Source organism: Opitutaceae bacterium (assembly GCA_041395105.1).
GTDB lineage: Bacteria > Verrucomicrobiota > Verrucomicrobiia > Opitutales > Opitutaceae > B12-G4.
The window spans coordinates 928453-949597 of record JAWLBB010000002.1; the positions used below are offsets into that span (position 1 = coordinate 928453).

The 21145-nt window shown below is 57.2% G+C and carries 15 protein-coding genes; all 15 read left to right on the forward strand.

Going from position 1 to position 21145, the window contains the following annotated elements; translation table 11 throughout:
• Window positions 1-54: 54 nt before the first annotated feature.
• The 15 genes from R3F07_10730 to rfbF all read left to right on the forward strand — a co-directional run bounded on the left by R3F07_10730 (window position 55) and on the right by rfbF (window position 20955).
• The gene (locus R3F07_10730; GenBank protein MEZ5276842.1) at window positions 55-1350 is read left to right on the forward strand and encodes a methyltransferase domain-containing protein; all 1296 of its coding nucleotides are present in this window, start codon (window positions 55-57) and stop codon (window positions 1348-1350) included.
• A 4-nt stretch (window positions 1351-1354) separates the two neighbouring features.
• Window positions 1355-2251: a glycosyltransferase family 2 protein gene (locus R3F07_10735; GenBank protein MEZ5276843.1), complete on the forward strand. Its 897-nt coding sequence runs from the start codon at window positions 1355-1357 to the stop codon at window positions 2249-2251.
• A gap of 85 nt (window positions 2252-2336) precedes the next feature.
• On the forward strand, window positions 2337-3581 hold the full coding sequence (locus R3F07_10740) for an acyltransferase (protein MEZ5276844.1): 1245 nt from the start codon (window positions 2337-2339) through the stop codon (window positions 3579-3581).
• Window positions 3582-3598: 17 nt separating this feature from the next.
• Window positions 3599-4087, forward strand: a complete 489-nt coding sequence (locus R3F07_10745) for a hypothetical protein (protein MEZ5276845.1) — start codon at window positions 3599-3601, stop codon at window positions 4085-4087.
• Window positions 3997-5172, forward strand: a complete 1176-nt coding sequence (locus R3F07_10750; protein MEZ5276846.1) for an oligosaccharide flippase family protein — start codon at window positions 3997-3999, stop codon at window positions 5170-5172. Before R3F07_10745 ends, R3F07_10750 begins: the two co-directional genes overlap by 91 nt.
• 419 nt (window positions 5173-5591) lie before the next feature.
• Window positions 5592-7388, forward strand: coding sequence for a hypothetical protein (locus tag R3F07_10755; GenBank protein MEZ5276847.1), 1797 nt, complete (start codon window positions 5592-5594; stop codon window positions 7386-7388).
• On the forward strand, window positions 7385-8170 hold the full coding sequence (locus R3F07_10760) for an FkbM family methyltransferase (GenBank protein ID MEZ5276848.1): 786 nt from the start codon (window positions 7385-7387) through the stop codon (window positions 8168-8170). The genes R3F07_10755 and R3F07_10760 overlap by 4 nt, the downstream gene beginning before the upstream one ends.
• Before the next feature lie 539 nt (window positions 8171-8709).
• Window positions 8710-9720, forward strand: a complete 1011-nt coding sequence (locus R3F07_10765; protein MEZ5276849.1) for a class I SAM-dependent methyltransferase — start codon at window positions 8710-8712, stop codon at window positions 9718-9720.
• Between the two features lie 503 nt (window positions 9721-10223).
• The gene (locus tag R3F07_10770) at window positions 10224-12485 is read left to right on the forward strand and encodes an Ig-like domain-containing protein (protein MEZ5276850.1); all 2262 of its coding nucleotides are present in this window, start codon (window positions 10224-10226) and stop codon (window positions 12483-12485) included.
• Window positions 12486-12852: 367 nt separating this feature from the next.
• A complete protein-coding gene (locus R3F07_10775; protein ID MEZ5276851.1) occupies window positions 12853-13857 on the forward strand; it encodes a GDP-mannose 4,6-dehydratase in 1005 nt (334 codons plus the stop codon).
• 126 nt (window positions 13858-13983) lie between these two features.
• Window positions 13984-15270 carry a glycosyltransferase family 4 protein gene (locus tag R3F07_10780; GenBank protein ID MEZ5276852.1) on the forward strand — a complete coding sequence of 429 codons (1287 nt, stop codon included), beginning with the start codon at window positions 13984-13986 and terminating at the stop codon, window positions 15268-15270.
• Window positions 15271-15326: 56 nt separating this feature from the next.
• Window positions 15327-16103, forward strand: a complete 777-nt coding sequence (locus tag R3F07_10785) for a PIG-L family deacetylase (protein ID MEZ5276853.1) — start codon at window positions 15327-15329, stop codon at window positions 16101-16103.
• Entirely contained in the window at window positions 16100-17662 is a 1563-nt protein-coding gene (locus R3F07_10790) for a VanZ family protein (protein MEZ5276854.1), read from the forward strand. The genes R3F07_10785 and R3F07_10790 overlap by 4 nt, the downstream gene beginning before the upstream one ends.
• Window positions 17663-17816: 154 nt before the next feature.
• Complete coding sequence (locus R3F07_10795; GenBank protein MEZ5276855.1) at window positions 17817-20021, forward strand: VCBS repeat-containing protein; 2205 nt, start codon at window positions 17817-17819, stop codon at window positions 20019-20021.
• A gap of 160 nt (window positions 20022-20181) precedes the next feature.
• Window positions 20182-20955 (forward strand): glucose-1-phosphate cytidylyltransferase, encoded by a 774-nt coding sequence (gene rfbF / locus R3F07_10800; protein MEZ5276856.1) that lies wholly within the window; start codon window positions 20182-20184, stop codon window positions 20953-20955.
• Window positions 20956-21145: the final 190 nt, after the last annotated feature.

A 21145-nucleotide genomic window follows, 5' to 3' on the forward strand; every position in this document is an offset into this window, starting at 1 on the left:
GCTCGAATGATCGAGGAGTTCCGGGGCTTCCGGCACCCTGTCCGCATCGTCGTAATGTCAAACCTGGACAAGAGGTTCGAGGACGCTGAGACACTGGTCGGTCTGCCATCTCGAAACCCCTACTCCCTCCCGTTTGCCCATCGAAAGCTTTTTGCGCAGCATGTTGAAGAGTTTGATCTCTTCATCTATACCGAGGATGACATCCACATCACAGAGCGCCATGTCGACGCCTTCCTGGACTCCCAGTCGTTGCTCAATGGCGACGAGATCGCAGGGTTTCTTCGTTCGGAGGTAGACCCCAAAGGCAACAGATACATAACCAGCATCCATCATCATTTCCACTGGCTGGTCGACTCGATTGTCGATCGCGGCGGTCAGAAGTTTGCCCGTCTCTCAAATGATCACTCCGGTTGCTTCCTTGCAACACGGGACCAGCTTAGGGTAGCGATCGCTTCAGGCGGCTTCCTCGTGCCTCCTCACGCCGAAACCTACGGGATGCTCGAGACCGCAGCTTCCGACCTCTATCGAAACTGCGGATTCAGGCGTCTGATCAATCTCTCGCGGATTGATGATTTCGTCCTTCCGCACATGCCAAACAAGTACTACCCCGTTCTCGGAATTGCCGAATCGGAACTGCGTGTTCACACTGAAACGCTCCAAGCACTCGAAGTCAATGGCGGCTGGAAAGGCCGGCTAATCTCACCCGCCAGCCGCGCACCCGGATTTCGGTGGTCGATGGATCTGTATTCGTCCGAGCACCATGAATTGCTTCGAAAGCTGCCGACTGCAGCCTCGAAGATCCTCTCCATCGGATCTGGAAACGGCTCAAACGAAGCGTGGATGCAGGAACGCGGTCATGAGGTACTTGCGATTCCCATCGATGCCGTCTTCGGCGCTGTTCTCCAGAATCGTGGCATTCCAGCGATCATCGCCCCATTCGAGCAGGCTCTCCAACAGCTCAGTCCGCGCCAATTCGATGCAATCGTCATGGCCGACGGCCTCCACTTGGTGCCCGATCCAGCTTCATGGCTTCGGTCTCTACCGAAGTACTTGAATAGAAACGGATCCGTTTATGCCTGCGTGGCCCACGGGGGCAACCGTCTCGAGTGGATTCGTGACCTCTGTAAAGAAGGTTCCTTTCAGCCTCTTTCCAGCTTGTTCGTTCGAACCGGTGTCCACCCGGTCAATCCCGAAATGCTCCGCCAATGGTTCCGGGAAGCTGGGTTTCAATCGCCGACCATCGAACCTCTACTCACTGAAAGACGGCGTGCCATTGTCGAGCGGGGCTTTCGCCATCTAGCCTTCGAATTGGCCTCCCACTTCCTGGTAGTCGCCCAAGCTACGCACTGAGACGATGTCACCACGCGTCAGCATTGGATTGCCCGTCTACAACGGTGCCAACTTCCTCGAACGATCGATCGATTCGATCCTCAAACAGGACTTCGAAGATCTCGAGTTGATTGTTGCAGACAATGCTTCGACCGATGCAACCGAGGCTATCTGTCGTTCCTACCTCGAGCGGGACTCCCGGATCCGTTACTTCCGAAACGAGTCGAATGTCGGAGCAGCGGGAAACTACAACAAGACATTCCAGCTTGCCCAGGGCTCCTATTTCAAATGGGCGGCGCACGATGATGAGTGTCATCAGTCGATGATCGGCAAGTGTGTCCGCTACCTCGACTCGGCACCGCTAAATGTTGCGATGGTCTATCCACTGGGGGAACTGATAGACGAAGAAGGAGTCACCCTTGAGAGTCCGCTCGATCGTATTGCTTCCTCCGATCCACGACCCTACCGAAGGCTGTCCCGCGTCTTGTGGTCACTGAACATGTGCGATCCCGTCTTCGGTCTCATACGAGCTGACTGCCTGCGACGAACGCAACTGATCGGACCGTTCTTCGGGGCAGACTATGTTCTGCTGGGTGAACTGGCGATGCTTGGCCAGATTCACGAAATCCCGGACGTCTGCTTCCGCCTTCGGGCGCACCAGAAGCGGTCAATGAAGGCCAACGCCACCCGAAAAGCCAGGGCAGCCTGGTATACAACGGATGGAACCCGGCGGCAACTTCCACTGCCGAACTGGGACCGAATGATCCTTGAAATGGCCCGGTCCGCCCTGAGGGCTGAGATTCCGACCTATTCCCGCCTGACCTGTTGCCTTGCGGCAGTTTCGACCCACTACTGGCGCCGTTTCAGGAACTTTGGCGGGCGTATCAAGACCCGACTTCTGAACAGGACCGCAAGAAGCTAGGCCTTTGGATGCGAATCCATCCGCCTGGAGTTTCGCCTTGCGGCCAGACGCTTCTGCCGATCTCGCTCTTCCTGATCGTCATTCCATGAACCCGATCTCCTCCAGAAATATACAACTGGATATCCTCCGTGGGATCGCGATCCTCCTTGTGATCGGTCGGCACGTGGAACTTCCCCGACCAGGAGGGCTTGCAGGGGAGTTCGCCTACCGTTGGTATCAGATCGGATGGATAGGCGTTGATCTATTCTTCGTCCTCAGCGGATTTCTGATCGGAGGCCTTCTGATCAAAGAATTCGCGAAGAACGGGAGAATCAGGATAAGCCGGTTCCTGATCCGACGCGGTCTAAAGATCTATCCTCTATACTTCCTGTTTATTGCCTACGTGATTCTGTGGCCAGCTGTAAAGGCCCTCAAGTCCGGTGGCGAGCTATTCCCGACATTCACATCCCAATGGTCGCTCTACTGGCCCAATCTTCTTTTTCTTCAGAACTACATCGGAACGAACCCTGCAGGCCACACGTGGACTCTGGCCGTCGAGGAACACTTTTACCTGATTCTTCCCTTCGCACTCGTAACGTTGATCGCGACCAAACGAATCAGGTGGCTGATACCGATCTGCATTCTCATGGTTCCAGTCTTCCTGGGCTTTCGCTGCTTCTCTGTCTACATCGATAACCCCTATGCCGTGTCAATGGCCGCCACCCACCTGAGACTTGAGGCGCTTCTTTTCGGGGTGGGATTGCGCGGCATTGCCGAGATGCACCCTGCCCGGTTTGCCGCTTTCCGCCGGTGGCGCCTTCCATTGCTTATCTTCGGCCTCGCTTGCTGGTTCCCGAACTTCATTCTGGATCCATCTACCGTATTTGTCAGGACACTCGGCTTGACCGGTACCCTGCTTGGGTCCGCCGCCTTTCTCGTGGCAACCCTTCATACACATGCCTCTGATTTCGCCGGTTCACGTAAACTCGTAACATCTGCGGCAAGGGTCGTGAGCTGGATTGGGGTATTCTCCTACGGCATCTACCTCTGGCATGTGACGACGATTGGCATACTTGAACGCGTCATCTCAGACCGGATTCTCACTACACCTGGAGAGGTGACCACTATGGAATGGCTCCTCATCACCACCTTGGTTACGATCGGAGTGATCGCTTCAGGTGCATTCATCAGCCGAGTGATCGAATGGCCTGTGCTTCGGTTTCGAGATCGATTCTTCCCGTCCTTATCCGGGCCGACCGACGCCATTGGAGGGAGTCGGACTTCGAGCGGTGAACGCCATCCCGAACCAACCGCGCAGGCTCCCACGAGGGGGACAACGCCCGGAATCTGACGAACTGTCGTGATTTCATGAATAGGCCTGTTACAAAAAACAAGGGACCACGAAGTGCCGCAGGGAATGCCATATGGAATGCCTTCTCAACGTTCTGGGGCATCGCCATCAGCTTCGTTCTCGCGCCTCTGCTGATCAAGAATCTCGGGACGGATCAATACGGGATTCTCCTGATAATCTGGTCCGTGACCGGAATGCTCGGGGTCATGAACTTCGGGATGGGTGAGGCGACTCTCCGCTACGTTGCGCTGTATTTTGGCAAGGACGACCTGAGCGGGGTCAACCGCGTGATGGGCTCCACCCTCACTTTCTATCTTGTCGTCTGCCTGCTTGCAGGCACCGGTCTCTTTCTCGGGTCTCCCTACCTGGTCAATGTTTTGAGATACCAGCCGACCAGACCGGACTGGTGGAATGGTTGTTGCGGATTTCTGCCCTCGTCTTCTCCCTCGGCATCGTCTCGCGGGCCTATGGCGCCATTCCCATGGCGCTTCACCGCTACGACATAACCGGAAAGATAAGCGTGGTTCAGAGTGTCGTGCGCTCCGGTGGCTACATCATCCTGGCGGTCTCGGGATTCGGGCTCGGCCATATTGTCGCCTGGGACCTGCTCACCCTGATCGGCACGATCTCGGTCCAGGCCATCGTCATCCGGATGCTCGCGCCCGGGGTAAGGATCTCCCCCACATTTTCATTCAATGGACTGAGGGAGATCTTCGGGTTCAGCGTTTTTTCCTTTCTTACCTATCTGTTCTTCATGTTGCACCGTGAGTCCGGAAAAATGATCCTCGCCGGAAAGCTTGGGCCGACTCCGGTTGCCTATCTCGGCACTCCCGACAACGTTTCCCTTCGACTTCACATGGTTGTCGCCAGTGGAAGTGAGACGCTGATGCCCCGGTTCAGCGCAACAGGTGAGGCCGACGTCGCCCGCGACCTTTTTCGCAACGGTACGTGGTCATCACTCTCCGTTTCACTCATCCTTCTCATACCGTTGATCGTCCTGATGCCGGATTTCCTTTCCCTGTGGATTGATCCGGAGTTTGCCCTTGCGAGTTCCCTCGTCGGCCAGTTCGTCGCACTGAGCTACATCTCTCAAGGCGCCTACGCCCCGGTCGCAACCTACTTCCGGGGGATCGGAAAGCCGTGGATGGTCACGGTCACCGTCCTCCTCGCAGGACTGACCATGCTCTTTTCAAGCCTTATTCTGATCCCGAGGATCGGCCTCGAAGGAGCGGGCTATTCGTATGCGCTTGCGTCAGTCCCAGCAATGCTCGCTGTGATTCACGGCTGGTTCTATCTATTTGGTGGCCGATCGTTCCCCGGGTTTCTTCGCATGATCTGCCTACCTCTCGCTGTGGGTGCCCTCGCCTACTGGCTACTTGTCACGATCCGATCGATGATTCCAGCAATGAACTGGCCGATCCTGATTGTCGCAGGCGGAAGCTTTGCGGGGATTATGACGATCTCGCTATTCGGCTCCGATTGGCTCATTGGTGGACCCGGCGCACCGTCAAGGCAATTCATTACAAACCTCCTGGCGAAACCCAGGGTTGCGGCAATCCTGCATCGATTCGGATTCCGGGGTGAAACCTAGGGTCGTACAGCAGAAGTCCACTGGATCGGTCTTCTACGCACAGATATCTCAGGCCCACCAAGCGCCTGCTCCCATACCCTCAAGTGAAAAATCGCAGCTTAAACGTCACGAACGTCTCCCGATCGGAACATCACGACTCTCATGAGGTGAGGATGACCGACCGCTTCACAGATGATCGGCCATCCGGAAGAGTAATCGGCTCTGCGGTTAATGGCGTGTTGCGCAGAGGCGTTGACAGAGAACGAGTGCTCGCCATTGACCACGGGGCTCTTCGAATTCGGCCACTCGTCCGTCCTGGATGGAACCGCGCGGGAGTCTCTTATGGCCCGTTTCCACGCCAGAACGGTCTCGCCTTCGGGGCATTTCTGTCCAACTGCCACAATACCTCTCAGAGCGGTCCGATTCTGGAAGGCGTCTACATGCGGATCAGACGGTGGATCCTCGGGAGCGAGACACAGGCACCTCTCAAAAGGTTCTTCGTCTGGATCAGGAGCAGACAGAAGCGGCACTTTCCCCGACAATTACTGCATTGGCTGATCGGGGGATCACGATTCCTTCAAACCAAGTCGGTCGATGAGAATCTCGCTGTCGGTTGGTTCCCTCAGGAGGCGCCGGACAACCCCCTTGTCCAGGGAAATGGAATCATCATCCATGCACTCGGCCCGGAATGCGGCGAAGTCTGGCTCCGCGTGGGTGACTTCTGCCGCCGGACGATTCGAGGCCTCCAGAATATTCCCATGTATTACTTCGTGGTGCTCCGAGAGAAGGGTGCGGCCTACTACGCCGCCTCGATTCCAGACGCACGGAATATCGTCGCCGCTCCCGGAATGCAACTTCTCGCAATCGACTCCTTTCATGCCGATTCTCAGCTCTATGCCGGCATCCACCAGAGCGCACTTGGCCAGATCGGCTTTCGGGCCGAAACCAGGGTCTACGGCACGCGGATTGCCCAGCTGCCGGGATTCGAGAACTGGTATGGCTCAGCCTTCGCAGCCGACGGACTCAGGGGTACAGGTCAACTGGATGCTTCCACCGCTGAGACCGGTGGCAGATGGAAGGTCTCCGAGGGATCCCTGCAAAGAACTGAAGACGGTGTCATCTCCACGTGCCCGTGCAGCGTCGCTCTCCTCCAAACACAGAAGGAACCCGCAGGCGTCGTTCATCTCCTGATTCAGACAGATGCCGAGCCAGTATCGGGAGTCGGATTGATCTGGCGTGCTCGGGATTCTCAGAACTACTGGTCGATACGTGTAGGTACAATTGGATGCATGCTCTCACTGAAACTCGACGGTCGAATCATCGAGTTCCCCACCACTACTGATGTCCGGCTCCTGCCCAACGCCCAGAACTCTCTTCAGGTCTCTGACGATGGCGCAAGCTTCGCTCTCTACTTGAACGGCGACCGCATTTTGGGAAATCGCCTGCATGATTCGCGGCTCGCGGAGGAATCCGGTCTGGGTTTCGAGATTCTGGATGACGACGGCCGCGTCACGGTTCAATCGATTGAAGGACACCCGAGAGTCGTCCCGATCCCCGACTGCTTTGACCTTGGAAAAGCCTGGATCGAAAGCGGCAACCGCGTTGTCGCAGGCGACAACTTCGATGGAGGGAGCGGCGACCTGGCGGGGCGGACGACGCCCACCGGGGGACTCACCTGGCAGAGGCCGGTAGGAACCGGTGTCTTCGAACTGACCGGGAACGGAAAACTGAAAGTCAGAGGTTCGCTCAAAGAACCGTGCCCCGGTCGCACCGCCTACACCGTGCCGTGGTCGAGCTCGGGCTTCGCCGACATTGCCGTTCGCATCACTCCGCCGGGAACCGGTCGGGGCCAGCGGGAGCGTGGACGGGGGGGCATCATCATATGGCAGGACGCCGCCAATTACCTGACTTTCAGTGCGTTTGTCGACGACTACTACGGCTTTTCGATCGCCGCCTTCTTCCACATCGATGGCTACGAAGAGCTCTTCGATGCAATCTGGACCAACCTTGGGGATCGGGTCTTCTGGGGCATCCCCTATGACTTTCGCGTAGTCTTCAACGGCGAAACGTTCCTTTGCTACGTCAACGGTGAGCCTGTTCTCTATCGGGCGCTGTCAGATATTTATCCGCATTGCGAATCCCTGAGCATCAATCAGGTGGGCCTTGTTGCCAATTGGGAGTGGGGGAATGACACAGGAACACTCTTCGAGAACTTCAACGCCCGAGACAAATCATGACCTGCCAACGAATCATGCTGAGGATTCTCCGTTCCGGGTGTCTGGGCTCGGTCGGAGATCGCCTGATGCATCGCCGGGCGTGGACGATCGAGTCCGGCGAGGGAGCCGGCCTCAGGTTCCGGGTTTCCCACAATCCCGAGTTCATTTCCGGGACGAGCGAGCTGCCGATTCAACGGGCAATCGCTTCAAATCTGAAGGCAGGCGACGTCTTCTACGACGTCGGCGCCAACCTGGGATTCTTCTCCGCAATTGCAGCACGGCGGATTGGTCCGACCGGAAGAACCTATGCCTTCGAGCCGGTCCCGGAGAACGCCGGCTACGTGCGTGAAAATGCCCGAATCAACGGCTTCACCAACCTCGAGACTTTCGAACTTGCCGTCGGTGCAGAGCCAGGATTCGCCGATTTCTTTCTCGCGAAGTGGCAGGGCGGCTCATCCCTGTTGGAGGATTCCGTACCCGCAACTGAAATGGCCGGAAAATGCAGAGTCGAAGTCGTTACACTTGATCGGTTCGCTCTCGCTCACGGACTTCGGCCGCCGAACTTCGTCAAGATCGATGTTGAAGGCGCGGAGCACCAGGCGATCGAAGGGATGCGGACCATTCTGAAGGAATTCAAGCCGATCCTGCTCTACGAGGTCGACGACGCTAGTCCGGACGGACTTCAACGACGGTGGGACGATCTGGACGCCCTGGTCCAGAGTCAAGGGTATCAAATCAAAAGGATTACGGGTTCCTATCCCAACACGAACTGGTTTGTGGGCCATTCTCTTGCGCTGCCTTGAGCGGCCTGACGCAGGCGGCCGACATCTGCCCCCTGTCTCCATCTCCCTAAACCTGGAGGCTCTCTGATCGTTCACCAAGCGACAGCCGTGGCGAAGTCGTATGGGGCACCACCCATGGCGAACTCAATGCGGGCCGCCCGCCAGATTCCTCATCTAGAAACATGAATCACGCCCCTCCACCCGGACACCCACGAACCAATTCGCTGTTCCAGCTGCTGTCTGAATTGGTCTGCCCCTATTGTGGGAATCGTTTCGAGATTTCCCATGACCGCACTGTGTCGAACCCACAGAGCGAATCGGACCCGCCTGGTTCCGGAATCCTAAACTGTGAGTGCTACGAGTATCCGATCGTCGATGGCATTCCAATCATCCAGCAGATCGACGGCCTCTCTTCCGTCACAAGTCTGGTCAAAGAGGGTAACGCCACCCAAGCATTGCTCCAGGCATTGAACCTGTTCCGAATTACATGGGCTCAGAGATCGCGCTGGCACCAGGTTCACTACCACCTGAACTGCCGGAGGCTGATCTCCGATAAGCGCATGGCATTCACCACCGCCGCCCAACTGGCGAGGCGCCCCAAGGTATTCGCAGACTATCTCGTCCATCGTTACGCAAATACGAGTTTCCTATCCGCCATCGGCCCCCTTCTGCTGATTCGATCGCTCGTGAACATTGGACAATCGGACGACGGCATGCCCCCTCGGGTCCTCGACGTTGGATGCGGTGCGGGGCACGCCACTTTCCTGATGAGCCTTCTCTACCCAGAAACGTCGATTGTCTCGGCGGATCAGGATTTTGTGAACGTTTATCTGGCACGGCGCTTTCTTGCGCCGGAGGCCATCCACCTTTGCATTGATGCGGAGGTGCCGGTTCCTTTCCCCGACAATTCCTTCGATGCCGTATTCTGCCTTGATGCCTTTCATTATCTTCGGTCGAAGAAAGCCATCGTAACTGAACTGACCCGGATACTTAAGGCGTCGGGAGCCTGGGTCTTCCCGCACCTTCACAACAAACTCCAACCCAACTTCACCGCTGGAATACCTCTCTCGCCCGAAGGCTATCTGAAGTGTTTTGAAGCGGCCAACCCAAAGCTATTCGATGAGGCAGCCGTCCTGAGGTCCCTGAGTGCAGGCAGGCCACCCGATTGGCAGACGGGCTCCGATCCGCGGGATTTGACCGGATGTCCGAATCTCACCATGATAGGCGGGCTGCGGGGCGATGCTGAGATCAATTCCAGTTCTCTTGCCGCACTCAACCCGATCAGCCAGTACCTCCAGATCAATCCGATCTTCAAGGTCCATCGAACCAGATCTGCTTTTAGGGCCTCCTTCGAGTGGCCAAACAAGGTAATGGCCTCTGAATGCGCCGCGGTTGAGGAGTTCATTCCGTCGGAAGTCGAACTGACCCCAGACAGCCTCGGCAAATTGCAGAGAGGCAACTGGGATTGGGAGGATCCTGAAGTCCGGGGACTCATCACCCGGTTTGTCGCCGTGCCGTTGCCGTCCCGATATACGCCGCACACAGTCCCCGCCGGCAACGACGGCGGATGATAGCTGATTGGCGGGTCCCAGTCCCACTCGCGCAAATCTCCGCCGGCTCATCGGCAACCCGCCCCATCTACCCCGAGCCTCCGGTATGAACCAGACTGGATCCACCGACTTAACTGCTGTGATAAGGAAATCCCCTAAATTTCTGCGGGAAACCCCTAAGCGAACCTCATGCTGGCCCACACTCATGCCGAGTTGACCGTCGCGGCTCCTCGGTCCAGTCTCCCTTGGACCTGAGAACGAAATTTCTGGGTCTTGAGAAACCAAGCCCAACACCACAATCTCCTATGTTTTCCAAATTCTCCCGCAAGACGTCACATCTCCCGCTTTCTCCGGTCTGGTTGGCCCTCGGCCTTCTGGTCGCACCGAATCCTGCCTCAGCATGGACGGTATCGGTCAACAAGCAGAAGGAAATCTGGATTTCTTCGGATCCAACCGGACCCGGCGGAACAGGTAGCTACACAGATCCCTTCAGGGTTTCGGACGCGACTGACTTCGATACACTGATGGCTGACGCTCTTGCCTCAGGCATCAAGACCATCCAACTGGCTCCAGGAACCTACCAAACCCAAGGATACATCGATTCCTCTATCGGATCCAAATGGACCTTGGGTCCCGGAACCCGGCTTATCGGGTCGGGCGTCGCCAATACAACTCTGATCCGCGATCGCACGGTCTTCAATGAAACTGGTGGAGATGCGGAGGCGTCCATGATCAGGGCTTTCGGTGACCATGTCACTGTCGCAGATTTGACTATCGACTGCAATTCGCTGCCGGCGGATGCCCGCAACGTTCACGCCGTCCAATTCAACGGGAACTACTGCACTGCCCGCAATCTCACCGCCCTGCGGGCGATTGGTCAATATGTCAGCGAAGGCGATTCCCACGAGAGTCTGGTCTTCGCCGCTCTTGGCGACGAAGACACAATCGGCAACGTGTTTGAGTTCTGCGTTGTTCGTGACGTGGTCACCCCGACCCGCGAAGGTTCGAGTCTCTTTCTCAGTGCGTTCTACGCACAGGGATCCGCCACGTTCAGAGAATGTAGTGCCTTCCTTCCGGTCGACGCCGGAGTGGGCTTCAATACGGAATCCGCCGAACGTCACCTTCTCGACAGAAGCTTTGTCGAAGGAGGGCTCCTGCCGGTCTTTGGTGAAACCGGCCAATACCAGAACCTGATCATTCTGCCGAGTGACCTTCCGAACAGCCCACCGAGTATTGCGATCTCCAGCCCGGCTCCTGGAGCCCTGTTCATTACGCCCAACCCGATTACGATCTCAACCAATGCGTCTGATGCCGACGGGATCGTTACAAGTGTCGCATTTTATGCCGGTTCGACTCTCCTGCACACGGACACCACCAGTCCGTTCAGCTTCTCCTGGATCAATCCCCCGATAGGCGATCATGATCTTCAGGCTGTCGCGACCGACAACCAAGGAGCAAGCAACACCTCAACCCTTGTTCCGGTTTCCGTTCAGAATACGCCTCCGGCAGTCAGCATCTCCAGTCCCTCAGCCGGAGCAACCTTCCCGGAACCCGCAACGATTGCCATACAAGCCAATGCCTCCGACGGCAACGGGACTATTGCTAGTGTCGCGTTTTTCCAAGGGTCAACCCTCCTGGGAACCGATACCTCCGCCCCCTATGAATTCGACTGGACAGGAATGGCTCTTGGAGACTACAGCCTGAGTGCGGTCGCGACAGACAACCTCGGGGCCTCAACTACCTCACCAGCGATCCAGGTCTCTGTCGTCAATTCCCTGCCCACGGTGAGCATCACGAGTCCGTCCTCGGGAACGGAATTCGCCGCACCGGCGTCAATCGTCATCAACTCCACTGCCTCAGATGCAAACGGCTCGGTTGTCCGCGTTGACTTCTATTCCGGCGTCACCCTGATCGGCAGCGATCTGTCCAGCCCATTCAGCTTCACCTGGAACGGTGTCACCGCCGGGACCTACTCAATCTCGGCAACAGCCACGGACAATCTGGGAGCCACCAGTTCCTCCATACCCGTCAACATCAACGTTGTGACTTCGGGTGGCTACTCTCCGATAGGCGATTCACGTGTCATCTTCTGGCTCGACTCATCCGACTCAACCGGACTCTTCCAGAACGAGGCAGGGACTCAGCCAGTGACGACAAATGGCCAGTTTGTTGGGCGATGGAACGACAAGAGCCAGAACTCGTGGCATGTGAGCATTACGGGAGGGGGTGACAGCAATCGACCGATCTTCTCGACAAACCAACAGAACGGAAAGCCCTCCATCCGCTTTGACGGGTCTGGGGATTTCCTTCGCTCGACATCCGCTCGTCTGAATGGCAATAACTACACAGTCTTCGTTGTTGCACGAAGAGTTTCGGAAAAGTGGCTCGAGGCCATTCTGAGTATCCACGATTTCGAGAACCACGATTGGAACAATCCACATTCCCTGGTCGTTGGTCAGACCGCCGACAGCGGAGATGTCTACGATGTCAGGGACGATATCGTCTTCAGCACTCGCCCGCACCCGGGAAGCGGGGTCACCTTCACCTACGGCACAAGATTTGACGGATCCACGATCATGAGCTTCATCAATGGAGTTCCGGGCATCCCCGGTCCCTCAACCGGGAATCTGAGTGCCGAGCGCATCGTGCTGGGTGGGCGCGGCGAACCACGCTGGCCGGGCAACAACTACGAATACTTCGAGGTGCTGATCTTCGACGAGGCTCTCGACGATTCTGAGAGGCAGTCGGTCGAAGCCTACCTCAACCAAAAGTACGTGATCTATTAGGTTGCTTGGCAGGGATCGGGATCGCCCGGGAACCTTTCAGGGCGATCCATGTGGAGTTGTTCTCTGCCGGGAATTGGTGCAAGAACTGAGTATCCGAAGGACCGAGCAGCCCATGGCTTTGCCAGGCGCGGGCTTCTCCGCACCCTGAGAAGCTGATAGGAACGTCTGCTCCAATCGAACTCTTGCAGCCTGGTCCAGATGCGACTCTGGTAGGGAGGCCCCCAAATTTGTCCCCACCACCGAAAGTAACTCATAAGCACACATCAGGACCTGACCAAAAATGGCCTCCAAAGAACCTTGATGCACGACTGGTGCTTCAAGAAGAGTTTCCCATCTCCTCCAAACAGAATTCTCAAACTGATTTCTTATGGCAACACACCTCATAACAGGCGGCGCAGGCTTCATCGGCTCACATCTCGCTGACTATCTCCTCGATCGCGGGGAGAAGGTCATCGTGATCGACAACCTGAGCACAGGTCGGTACGACAATATCCAACACCTCGAAGGCCGCAGCGGATTCCAGGTCTTCATCGAGGATATACGTCACGCGTCCCTCATAGACGAACTCATCCGCCAGAGCGATCGGATCTATCACCTTGCCGCCTCCGTCGGCGTGAGACTGATTATCGAGAGGCCGACCGAATCGCTGATCAACAATATCGTCAGCACTGAGCGCGTCCTGGCGAGCGCCTCACGCTACCGGAAGACCGTCCTGGTGGCCTCCACTTCCGAGGTCTACGGCAAGAGCACGAAGGAGGCCTTTGCCGAGGGTGACGACACGGTCATGGGATCCACCGACAAGGCGCGGTGGGGTTACGCCAACTCCAAGGCCACAGATGAATTCCTGGCCATGGCCTACTACCAGGAAACCCGGTTGCCGGTCACCATCGCCCGGCTCTTCAACACGGTGGGTCCCAGGCAGACCGGGCAATACGGCATGGTCATACCCAATTTCGTCTCACAAGCTCTTCGAGGAACTCCAATTACCGTTTACGGTGACGGCACTCAATCGCGTTGTTTCTGCCACGTGAAGGATGTGGTCCCGGCTCTCGTTGAACTGATCACTCGCCCCATAACCTACGGGAAAGTCTTCAACGTCGGCTCGAACCGCGAGGTCAGCATGGGCGATCTCGCGAATCTCGTTGTCTCAATGACCCACTCCGATTCAGAAGTCCGCTTGGTCCCCTACGCAGAGGCCTATCCTTCCGGATTCGAGGATATGCAACGGCGCAAGCCGGATATAAGCCGGATCAACAAGCTTATCGGGTTCCAACCGAGCCGCAGCCTGGAGAATATTATTGAAGACGTGATCGCCGACCAGAAGGCACGCCTCGTTGAATCGGAGAGTTCCTCCGGATCAAGCAGCGCCTGAATCAGGAAGGGAACCGCCGTCTCTACGATCCGGCTTTCCGATCGGCGAATCGCCTCTTTACCTCGAACGGTGACCTGCGACCTAAGGCCTTCGCCTTTCAGACCTTCGACCCAGCAGGTCCATTCCATGAAGATCGCGTTCGTCTCCCAGCCATTTGACAACATGACTCCGCCCGTCCGAGGCGGTTCGTTGTCCATGTGGATCTATTACATGGCCCGCATCTGTGCGCGGCGAGGGCATGAAGTCACCGTATTCGGGAACCACGGCAGCAGACTCCATTCGAAGAAATGCCGCCACGATGGAGTGGAGTATGTCTTCACCCGAACCCTGGTCGATTCGGGAGTGAATCGACTAGGGCGGATCGCGGAAAACGCGCTACGTGCTATCGGCATGAAGCGGGGGACAAATCTTTCGACCAACGCGGGCTGGCATCATTGGGGTTACGCCCGGGAGGTAGCGCGCCACATTCGAAACGCGAAATGCGACGTCGTCCACATCATGGGCTACTCCCAGTTCGTCCCCGTCATCCGGCGTGCCTACCCCGACGTCAGGATCGCCCTGCATATGCAATGCGAGTGGTTGACCCAGTTTCCTCGCAAAGTGATTGAGCCACGTCTGCGCCAGGTGGACCTGATCATCGGATGCAGCGAGTACATCACCCGGTTGGTCGCCGACGGGTTTCCCGAGTTCGCAGACAAGTGTGTCACCGTACCCAATTCGGCCGATGTCATCCCCGAGGGATCCGCCGCCGTGCCGGCAGGGGAAAAAGTCCTGTTTGTCGGCCGGATCTCTCCCGAAAAGGGAATCCACGACCTGATAACCGCTTTTCACCTTGTCCTCGAGCGATTTCCGGAAGCAAGTCTCCATCTGGTCGGTGCCGCCGGTTCCGCACCCATCGAATACCTGGTAGGCCTGAGCGACGTGCCCTACGTCAAGGATCTCAGCCGCTTCTACGAGCGGCCGCCACTTGCGAACGGAAAGGATCCCTATCTAGTAACCCTCGAGGAACTAGCGGGACCCGAACTCGGCCGTCGAATTACCTTCGAGGGTCGTGCTGACCATGACAAGATTTCAGACCATTACCGGAATGCCGCAGTACTCGTCAATCCATCGCTAAGCGAGTCTTTCGGCATCAGTCTGGTAGAGGCCATGATGCTAAAGAAACCGGTTGTGGCCACCCGGGTCGGCGGAATGGCCCATACTGTGATTCCCGGCGAGACCGGTCTTCTTGTCGATCCGGCCAACCCGAACGCGCTGGCCGAGGCCATCTGCAAGGTGCTTGAGGACCCTGCACTTGCGCGACAGATGGGGGAAGCAGGCCGGAAACGAGCCGTTGGGCATTTCTCCTGGGAGCGATCGGCGGACCTCCTTCTTGAGGTTTACCGTGCCAGACCTTGTCACTCGGAGGCATAACATTGAACCTTCCTCGTCTTGAGTTGCTCAGGCGAGTCCTCCACCAAAGACACGGGATGACTCGCTGTCCAGGTCCGGATGAGAAAGCAACTATTTTTGCACCCCATCAGGATGACGAGACTCTCGGGTGCGGAGGCACAATTCTCCAAAAATCCGCCCTGGGAACCCCAGTTCATCTGGTCTTCATGACCGACGGCAGCACATCCCACAGCAGGTTTATCAGCCAGGATGAGCTTCGCGTCCTGCGGGAAAAAGAAGCACTCAACGCGGCCGGGATTCTCGGGCTTCACTCGCGACAGGTCGACTTCCTGAGGTTTCCGGACGGCCGACTTGGTCACCACCACGAGGACGCCGTGACGGAAGTCAGGAAGAGACTGCTCGCTCACCGCCCCGCCGAGATCTTCGTCCCCTACCGATTCGATGGCACCACGGATCACGAAGCTACCTACGCGATCGTGACCGAGGCACTCTGTGACATCGACTACGGTGTCACCCTGTTCGAATACCCGATCTGGTTCTGGAATCAATGGCCGTGGGTTTCCCTTCCACTCCGCCTCTCTCGGGAGCTCCCGAAAGAGGTGGCCCGTTCCATGAGGTTTGGACTGGGATTGACCTCATTCCGCCACTTCTCAACCGGCACCGACATCAGCAAACATCTGGAGGGGAAACGCGCTGCTCTGGCAGCACACCGATCCCAGATGGAACGATTGCAGAACGAACCCAACTGGCCCATTCTCTCGGATGTCTCCAATGGCCAATTCCTTGAATGCCTGCTCGATGACTGCGAAGTGTTCCGCGTCACGCATATTCCGGCGCACTCAGATCCGGCATGAGTTCACTCGCTCCGCCCCCAAGGAACTCCCCGTCGACTCAGACAGCCACCCGTTTCGCTCTTGTTGTCATCGCAATCGGTGTTCTGGTCTATTCGCTCTCACCGTTTGAGCCGTCTCTTGTCGTCGCTGAATTCCCGGACAGACTGAGAGAAGCGTTCAACCCGCAGGCACCCGATCTGGGATTGAAACTCGTTGGACATTTTTTCGCGTTCCTGATGCTCGGAACAGCGATCGAACTCGCATTCGGCCCACGACTCCGCGAGATCCGCATCCTCCCGTTGATTTGCCTGGTCGCCTTGGGATGCCTGATCGTGGAAACCCTCCAATTCATCCAATCCGATCGACACGCCCGGGTTGTCGACCTGATCTGCAACATCACTGCGGTGAGTGGAGCCATCCTGCTTCTCGGGCGTCTCGATGCGACAAAGCCGGTGCGTCTGGCCCTCGTTCGTGTGCTCACTCAAAGGATGGACCTTTGGATGGCGGGATTGTTCACCATCGGGTTCGTTGCCTGGATCTCAGCCGGTCTGTATCCGGCTTTCTTTCTCCAGACCAAATCTTGGGACTCGGGAATGGAGTTCTGTCTCGTCAATGAAACGGACGGATCACGACCGTGGCTGGGAAATCTCGCCTTCGTCGGTCTCTATGATCGAAGCCTTTCCAAGTCCGCTGTTGAAGACCTTAACGAGGCTGCGTCCCCTGAAGACCGGGATGCCGCCCGCATCCGCCTCGGGCTCGCCTTGGGCTACTCGTTTGACGAGTCTCCCTCCGGCCAGATTCTGCCCTCAGGAACAATCGCCTCACCGGACTTCGCCATCCCATTACCTGATGAGTACATTTCTACCACGAGCAACCCGTCCGCACTGGTGATCGATGAGCCCATATCCCTGAGACCAGACCATCCAGTCGGCCCTCTGGCCGAACGTCTGATCGAATCGGGTGCGTTCAGCATCGAGGTAGGGATAAAGGCAATGGATACCCTTCAAACCGGCCCCGCCCGCATCGTGACTTGGTCGGACGGCCCGTATCGGAGAAACTTCACCCTGGCACAGGATGGCGCAGACCTTGAGTTCCGGGTCCGAAACGGGGTCAACGGTGAGAACGGCCTTGTCCATGCCCTGCGAATCCGGGGCGCAGTCGATGCGAGTCCACAGCGGTTTTTCGCCACCTATGATCACGGCGTCTCCACCATCCGCGACCAGACCGGACGGTCTCTCAGCTCTGTCGATCTGCGGGAGCCGTTCGTCTACCTTGGGCTGGGCGCCAACGAAGGAGGAAGGATCGCCGGGGCCCTGCTCCTCGTCTGCCTGGTCGGTCTGCCCCTGTCACTCCTTCTTCATCGCCAGCCGCCGGTCTCACGCCATGCCATCGCCCTGTCCACAGTTATGATAATCGGCTCGCTACCCTTTCTTGCCACCTGCCTGCAAGTCGGCGGACCGCTCCATCTCAATCTTCTGTTCTGGAACCTCGTAGCCTGCTGCACTGCTTACCCGCTACTTCTGGGATTTGTCTCGAGTGGGCAGGAAAGAGCGGCTTCTGAAGCCACCGGCATTCGGTGAGGGAGAGGAGTTTGAGGGTTGTTGGTTGTTATTGGTTATTGGGAATTGGTTATTGGTTATTGGTTATTGGTTATTCGGATCCTATTCCCTACAATTCTCGAAAGGGAACTTTTTGAATCCATATCATAAAAATGCGATCGCGGCGCTCATCGTCATGTTGGCTCTCCTGTCAGGAGGTTGCCCTCCCAAGACTGATGAGGTCCCGTTTCTCAAGCATTGGGTGATTGATCCCAATCCGAATACCGGGAGAGAGTGCTGCTCGGATATCCTTGCCCTGGGCGACATCAATGGGGATGGGAATCTGGATATCGTTCTCGGCGCCGAGCAGGCCACCGACCCGGGGCTCGTCTGGTACGAATTCCCTTCGTGGGAAAAACATCCGGTCGCCAAAGGTGAGTTCACCACAGATGGAGAAGTCGCAGACATGGACGGAGATGGGGATCTGGACATCGCCATCGGAACGCTGACCGGCCAGAACGGTGAGATCCGCTGGTATGAAAACACCGGTCATCCCGAATCCGATGCCTGGCCACTTCATGTGATCGGAGCCGCTTACGCTCATGACCTGGACGTCGCTGATCTCGATGGAGACGGCGATATGGACGTCATCTCCTGTGACAAGAATGCAGTGGTCGCTTGGTACAATCACGATGGATCGTATGTCGAAAAGACACTCTTAAGGCGACCCGGAGAAGGCCTCGCGAAAGGTGATATCGACGGGGACGGCGATCCGGATATCGTCTATGGCGGGACCTGGCTGGAGAACCCAGGTCCAGATAGCGAAGCACAGTGGTCCGAGCACGATCTCGCTCCCGATTGGCCTGCGGAAACCCGCGTCGCACTGGATGACTTCAATAACGACGGTCGGGTGGATGTGGTTCTCTCCGTTTCCGAAGGCGAAGGCCCCCTATCCTGGTTTGAGAACCCGGAAGAGCCCAAAGGCGGTCGCTGGATCGAGCACCCTGTTTCCGAGGGCATCCTCACAGGCGCTCACTCGCTCCAGACGGCGGATTTCGACCTGGACGGTGACATCGATATTCTGACCGCCGAGATGCACACCTCCCGAGATCGTCGGGTCATCCTCTACCTGAATGAAGGAGACCACTTCTCCCCTCATGTTCTATCCGCGGAGGGCTCCCACAATATGCAGATCGGTGACATCGACCGCGACGGCGATACCGACATCGTGGGCAAGAATTACGGTGGGATCGGCCGATCGGTTGAAATGTGGGAAAACCTCGCGAGTCCGAAAGATGCGTGGACCTACATACCGGTCGATCAGAACCGGCCAAAGTCCGAGCAGGGCAAAATGGGACTCTGTTTTGCGGATGCCAATCGGGACGGCTTCTCCGACATACTCGCAGGTGGATTTCTCTACCTCAACCCGGCCGGAGTCCTCGCCAATCCGTGGACGAGAACCGCCCTCCCGGGTTCTCCGGACTGCTATGTCTCCCTCGACATCAACGACAATGGCCGGACGGATATCCTGGCATCAGACGGCCCGAACATCGTCTGGCTCGAAGCGCCTGCCGACAACGTGGGGCCCTGGACATCCACCGCGGTCGCGTCGATTCCTGAAGGAAGAACTCAGGGATACCTTCTTGCCAATCTGACGGAGAACCCAAGGCCTCAGTTTGTATTCTCCCGTGGCGAGCACCTCTTTTGCCTCGAGATTCCTGCCGCTCCCGGAACAGAGCCCTGGCCCCTTCACTTGCTTTCAACCGCGACATCCGAGGAGGCAATCGCGGCTGGCGACATCGATCATGATGGAGACCTGGACTTGGCAGCGTCGCTCGCCGACGGCGAACATCTCGTCTGGCTGGAAAACCCAGGGACTCTGGGCACCACATGGGAGACACATCCCATCGGATCCGGTAAGCCATGGGTCGATCGGATCGGCCTCGCCGATTTCGACAGCGACGGTCGACTCGATCTCGTCGTCACCGAGGAAAGACAGGATGGGGCCATCATGGCGGATCTGACCCTGTTTCACGGTCCCGGGAATCCAAAGCTGGACGTGTGGGATCGCACCATCATTGCCCGCCACCGTTCTCTGAACAGCATGGATCTGGCCGATTTCAATGGCGATGGGGCCGTCGACATCGCCGTGGCCGAACACACCGATCTTCGCGAGAGCAAGGGAGCCGTCGATAATCTGACTCTGGTCTACCTGAACGACCGCGAATCCCGATCGTGGATACCCACAGTTGTCGAACGCGGCCCCCACAGCAGTCACCTGGGGGCACGGACCGTGGATCTGGACAATGACGGTCATCCGGAGATCGTTTCCATCGGCTGGAACCAATTCCGTTTTCTTCACCTTTGGGCCCAGATTCCGGCGACAACCGCCGCCCGATAGTACGTAAGCGAATCCCCTTCTCCGGGAATCTATCAGAGACCCGCTCAGGGAAACCCTCAAAGAGCCGTTCACAGAGGTGCCGGGTCGTACCCAGCCTTGAGTCTGTGCCATCCCTCAAGAGAATGAATGGAGCACCAGTTGCCTCAATCGAATACACTTTATGAAAGTTGCCATCCTCGCAGGCGGCGTCGGAAGCCGCCTCTCTGAAGAAACCCAGATCAAACCAAAGCCGATGGTCGAGATCGGCTCCCGGCCGATTCTCTGGCATATCCTGAAGCACTATGCCCACTACGGGTTCAACGATTTCGTGATCGCACTCGGGTATAAGGGCGAGGTGATCAAGAAGTACTTCGTCGACTACTGTTCACTTGAGAGCAACCTGACGGTGAAGCTCGGATCGGGCTCGGTCATCCCTCACGGTAACGACAGTCCGGAATGGAATGTCGAATTGATCGACACCGGGAATGCCACCCTGACCGGCGGAAGGATAAAGCGCCTTCAGCCCTTCATCGGGAATGAACCATTCATGCTGACCTGGGGAGACGGCGTCTCAAACATCGACCTCGGCAAGCTCCTCGAATTCCATCGTTCCCATGGAAAACTCGCCACCGTCACGGCCGTGCGCCCGCCGGCCCGTTTCGGTCATATGACCTTTGATGGGGACACGGTGCTGGAATTCTCAGAGAAGCCTCAAGCGTCCGAAGGCTGGATCAACGGTGCCTTCTTCGTTCTGCAGCCGGAGATTTTCGACTACATCGAGGGTGATGCGACTCAATGGGAGCATGAACCCATGGTCCGTCTCGCCAAGGAACGTCAACTGATGGCTTACCGGCATGACGACTTCTGGCAATGCATGGACACCCTGCGGGACAAGGTCCTTCTCGAATCCCTCTGGCAGAAAGGCAACGCCCCCTGGAAGACGTGGAGTGACTGAGCCGGATGGCGGGTTGGGGAAGAGGTCGGATGGCGGAGGACAGAGGACAGAGGACAGAGGACAGAGGACAGAGGACAGAGGACAGAGGACAGAGGACAGAGGACAGAGGACAGAGGACAGAGGACGGGCTGAATTCTTTGCAATCGATTGCAACACATGTTTTCACATATCTATAACCAGTAACGACTAA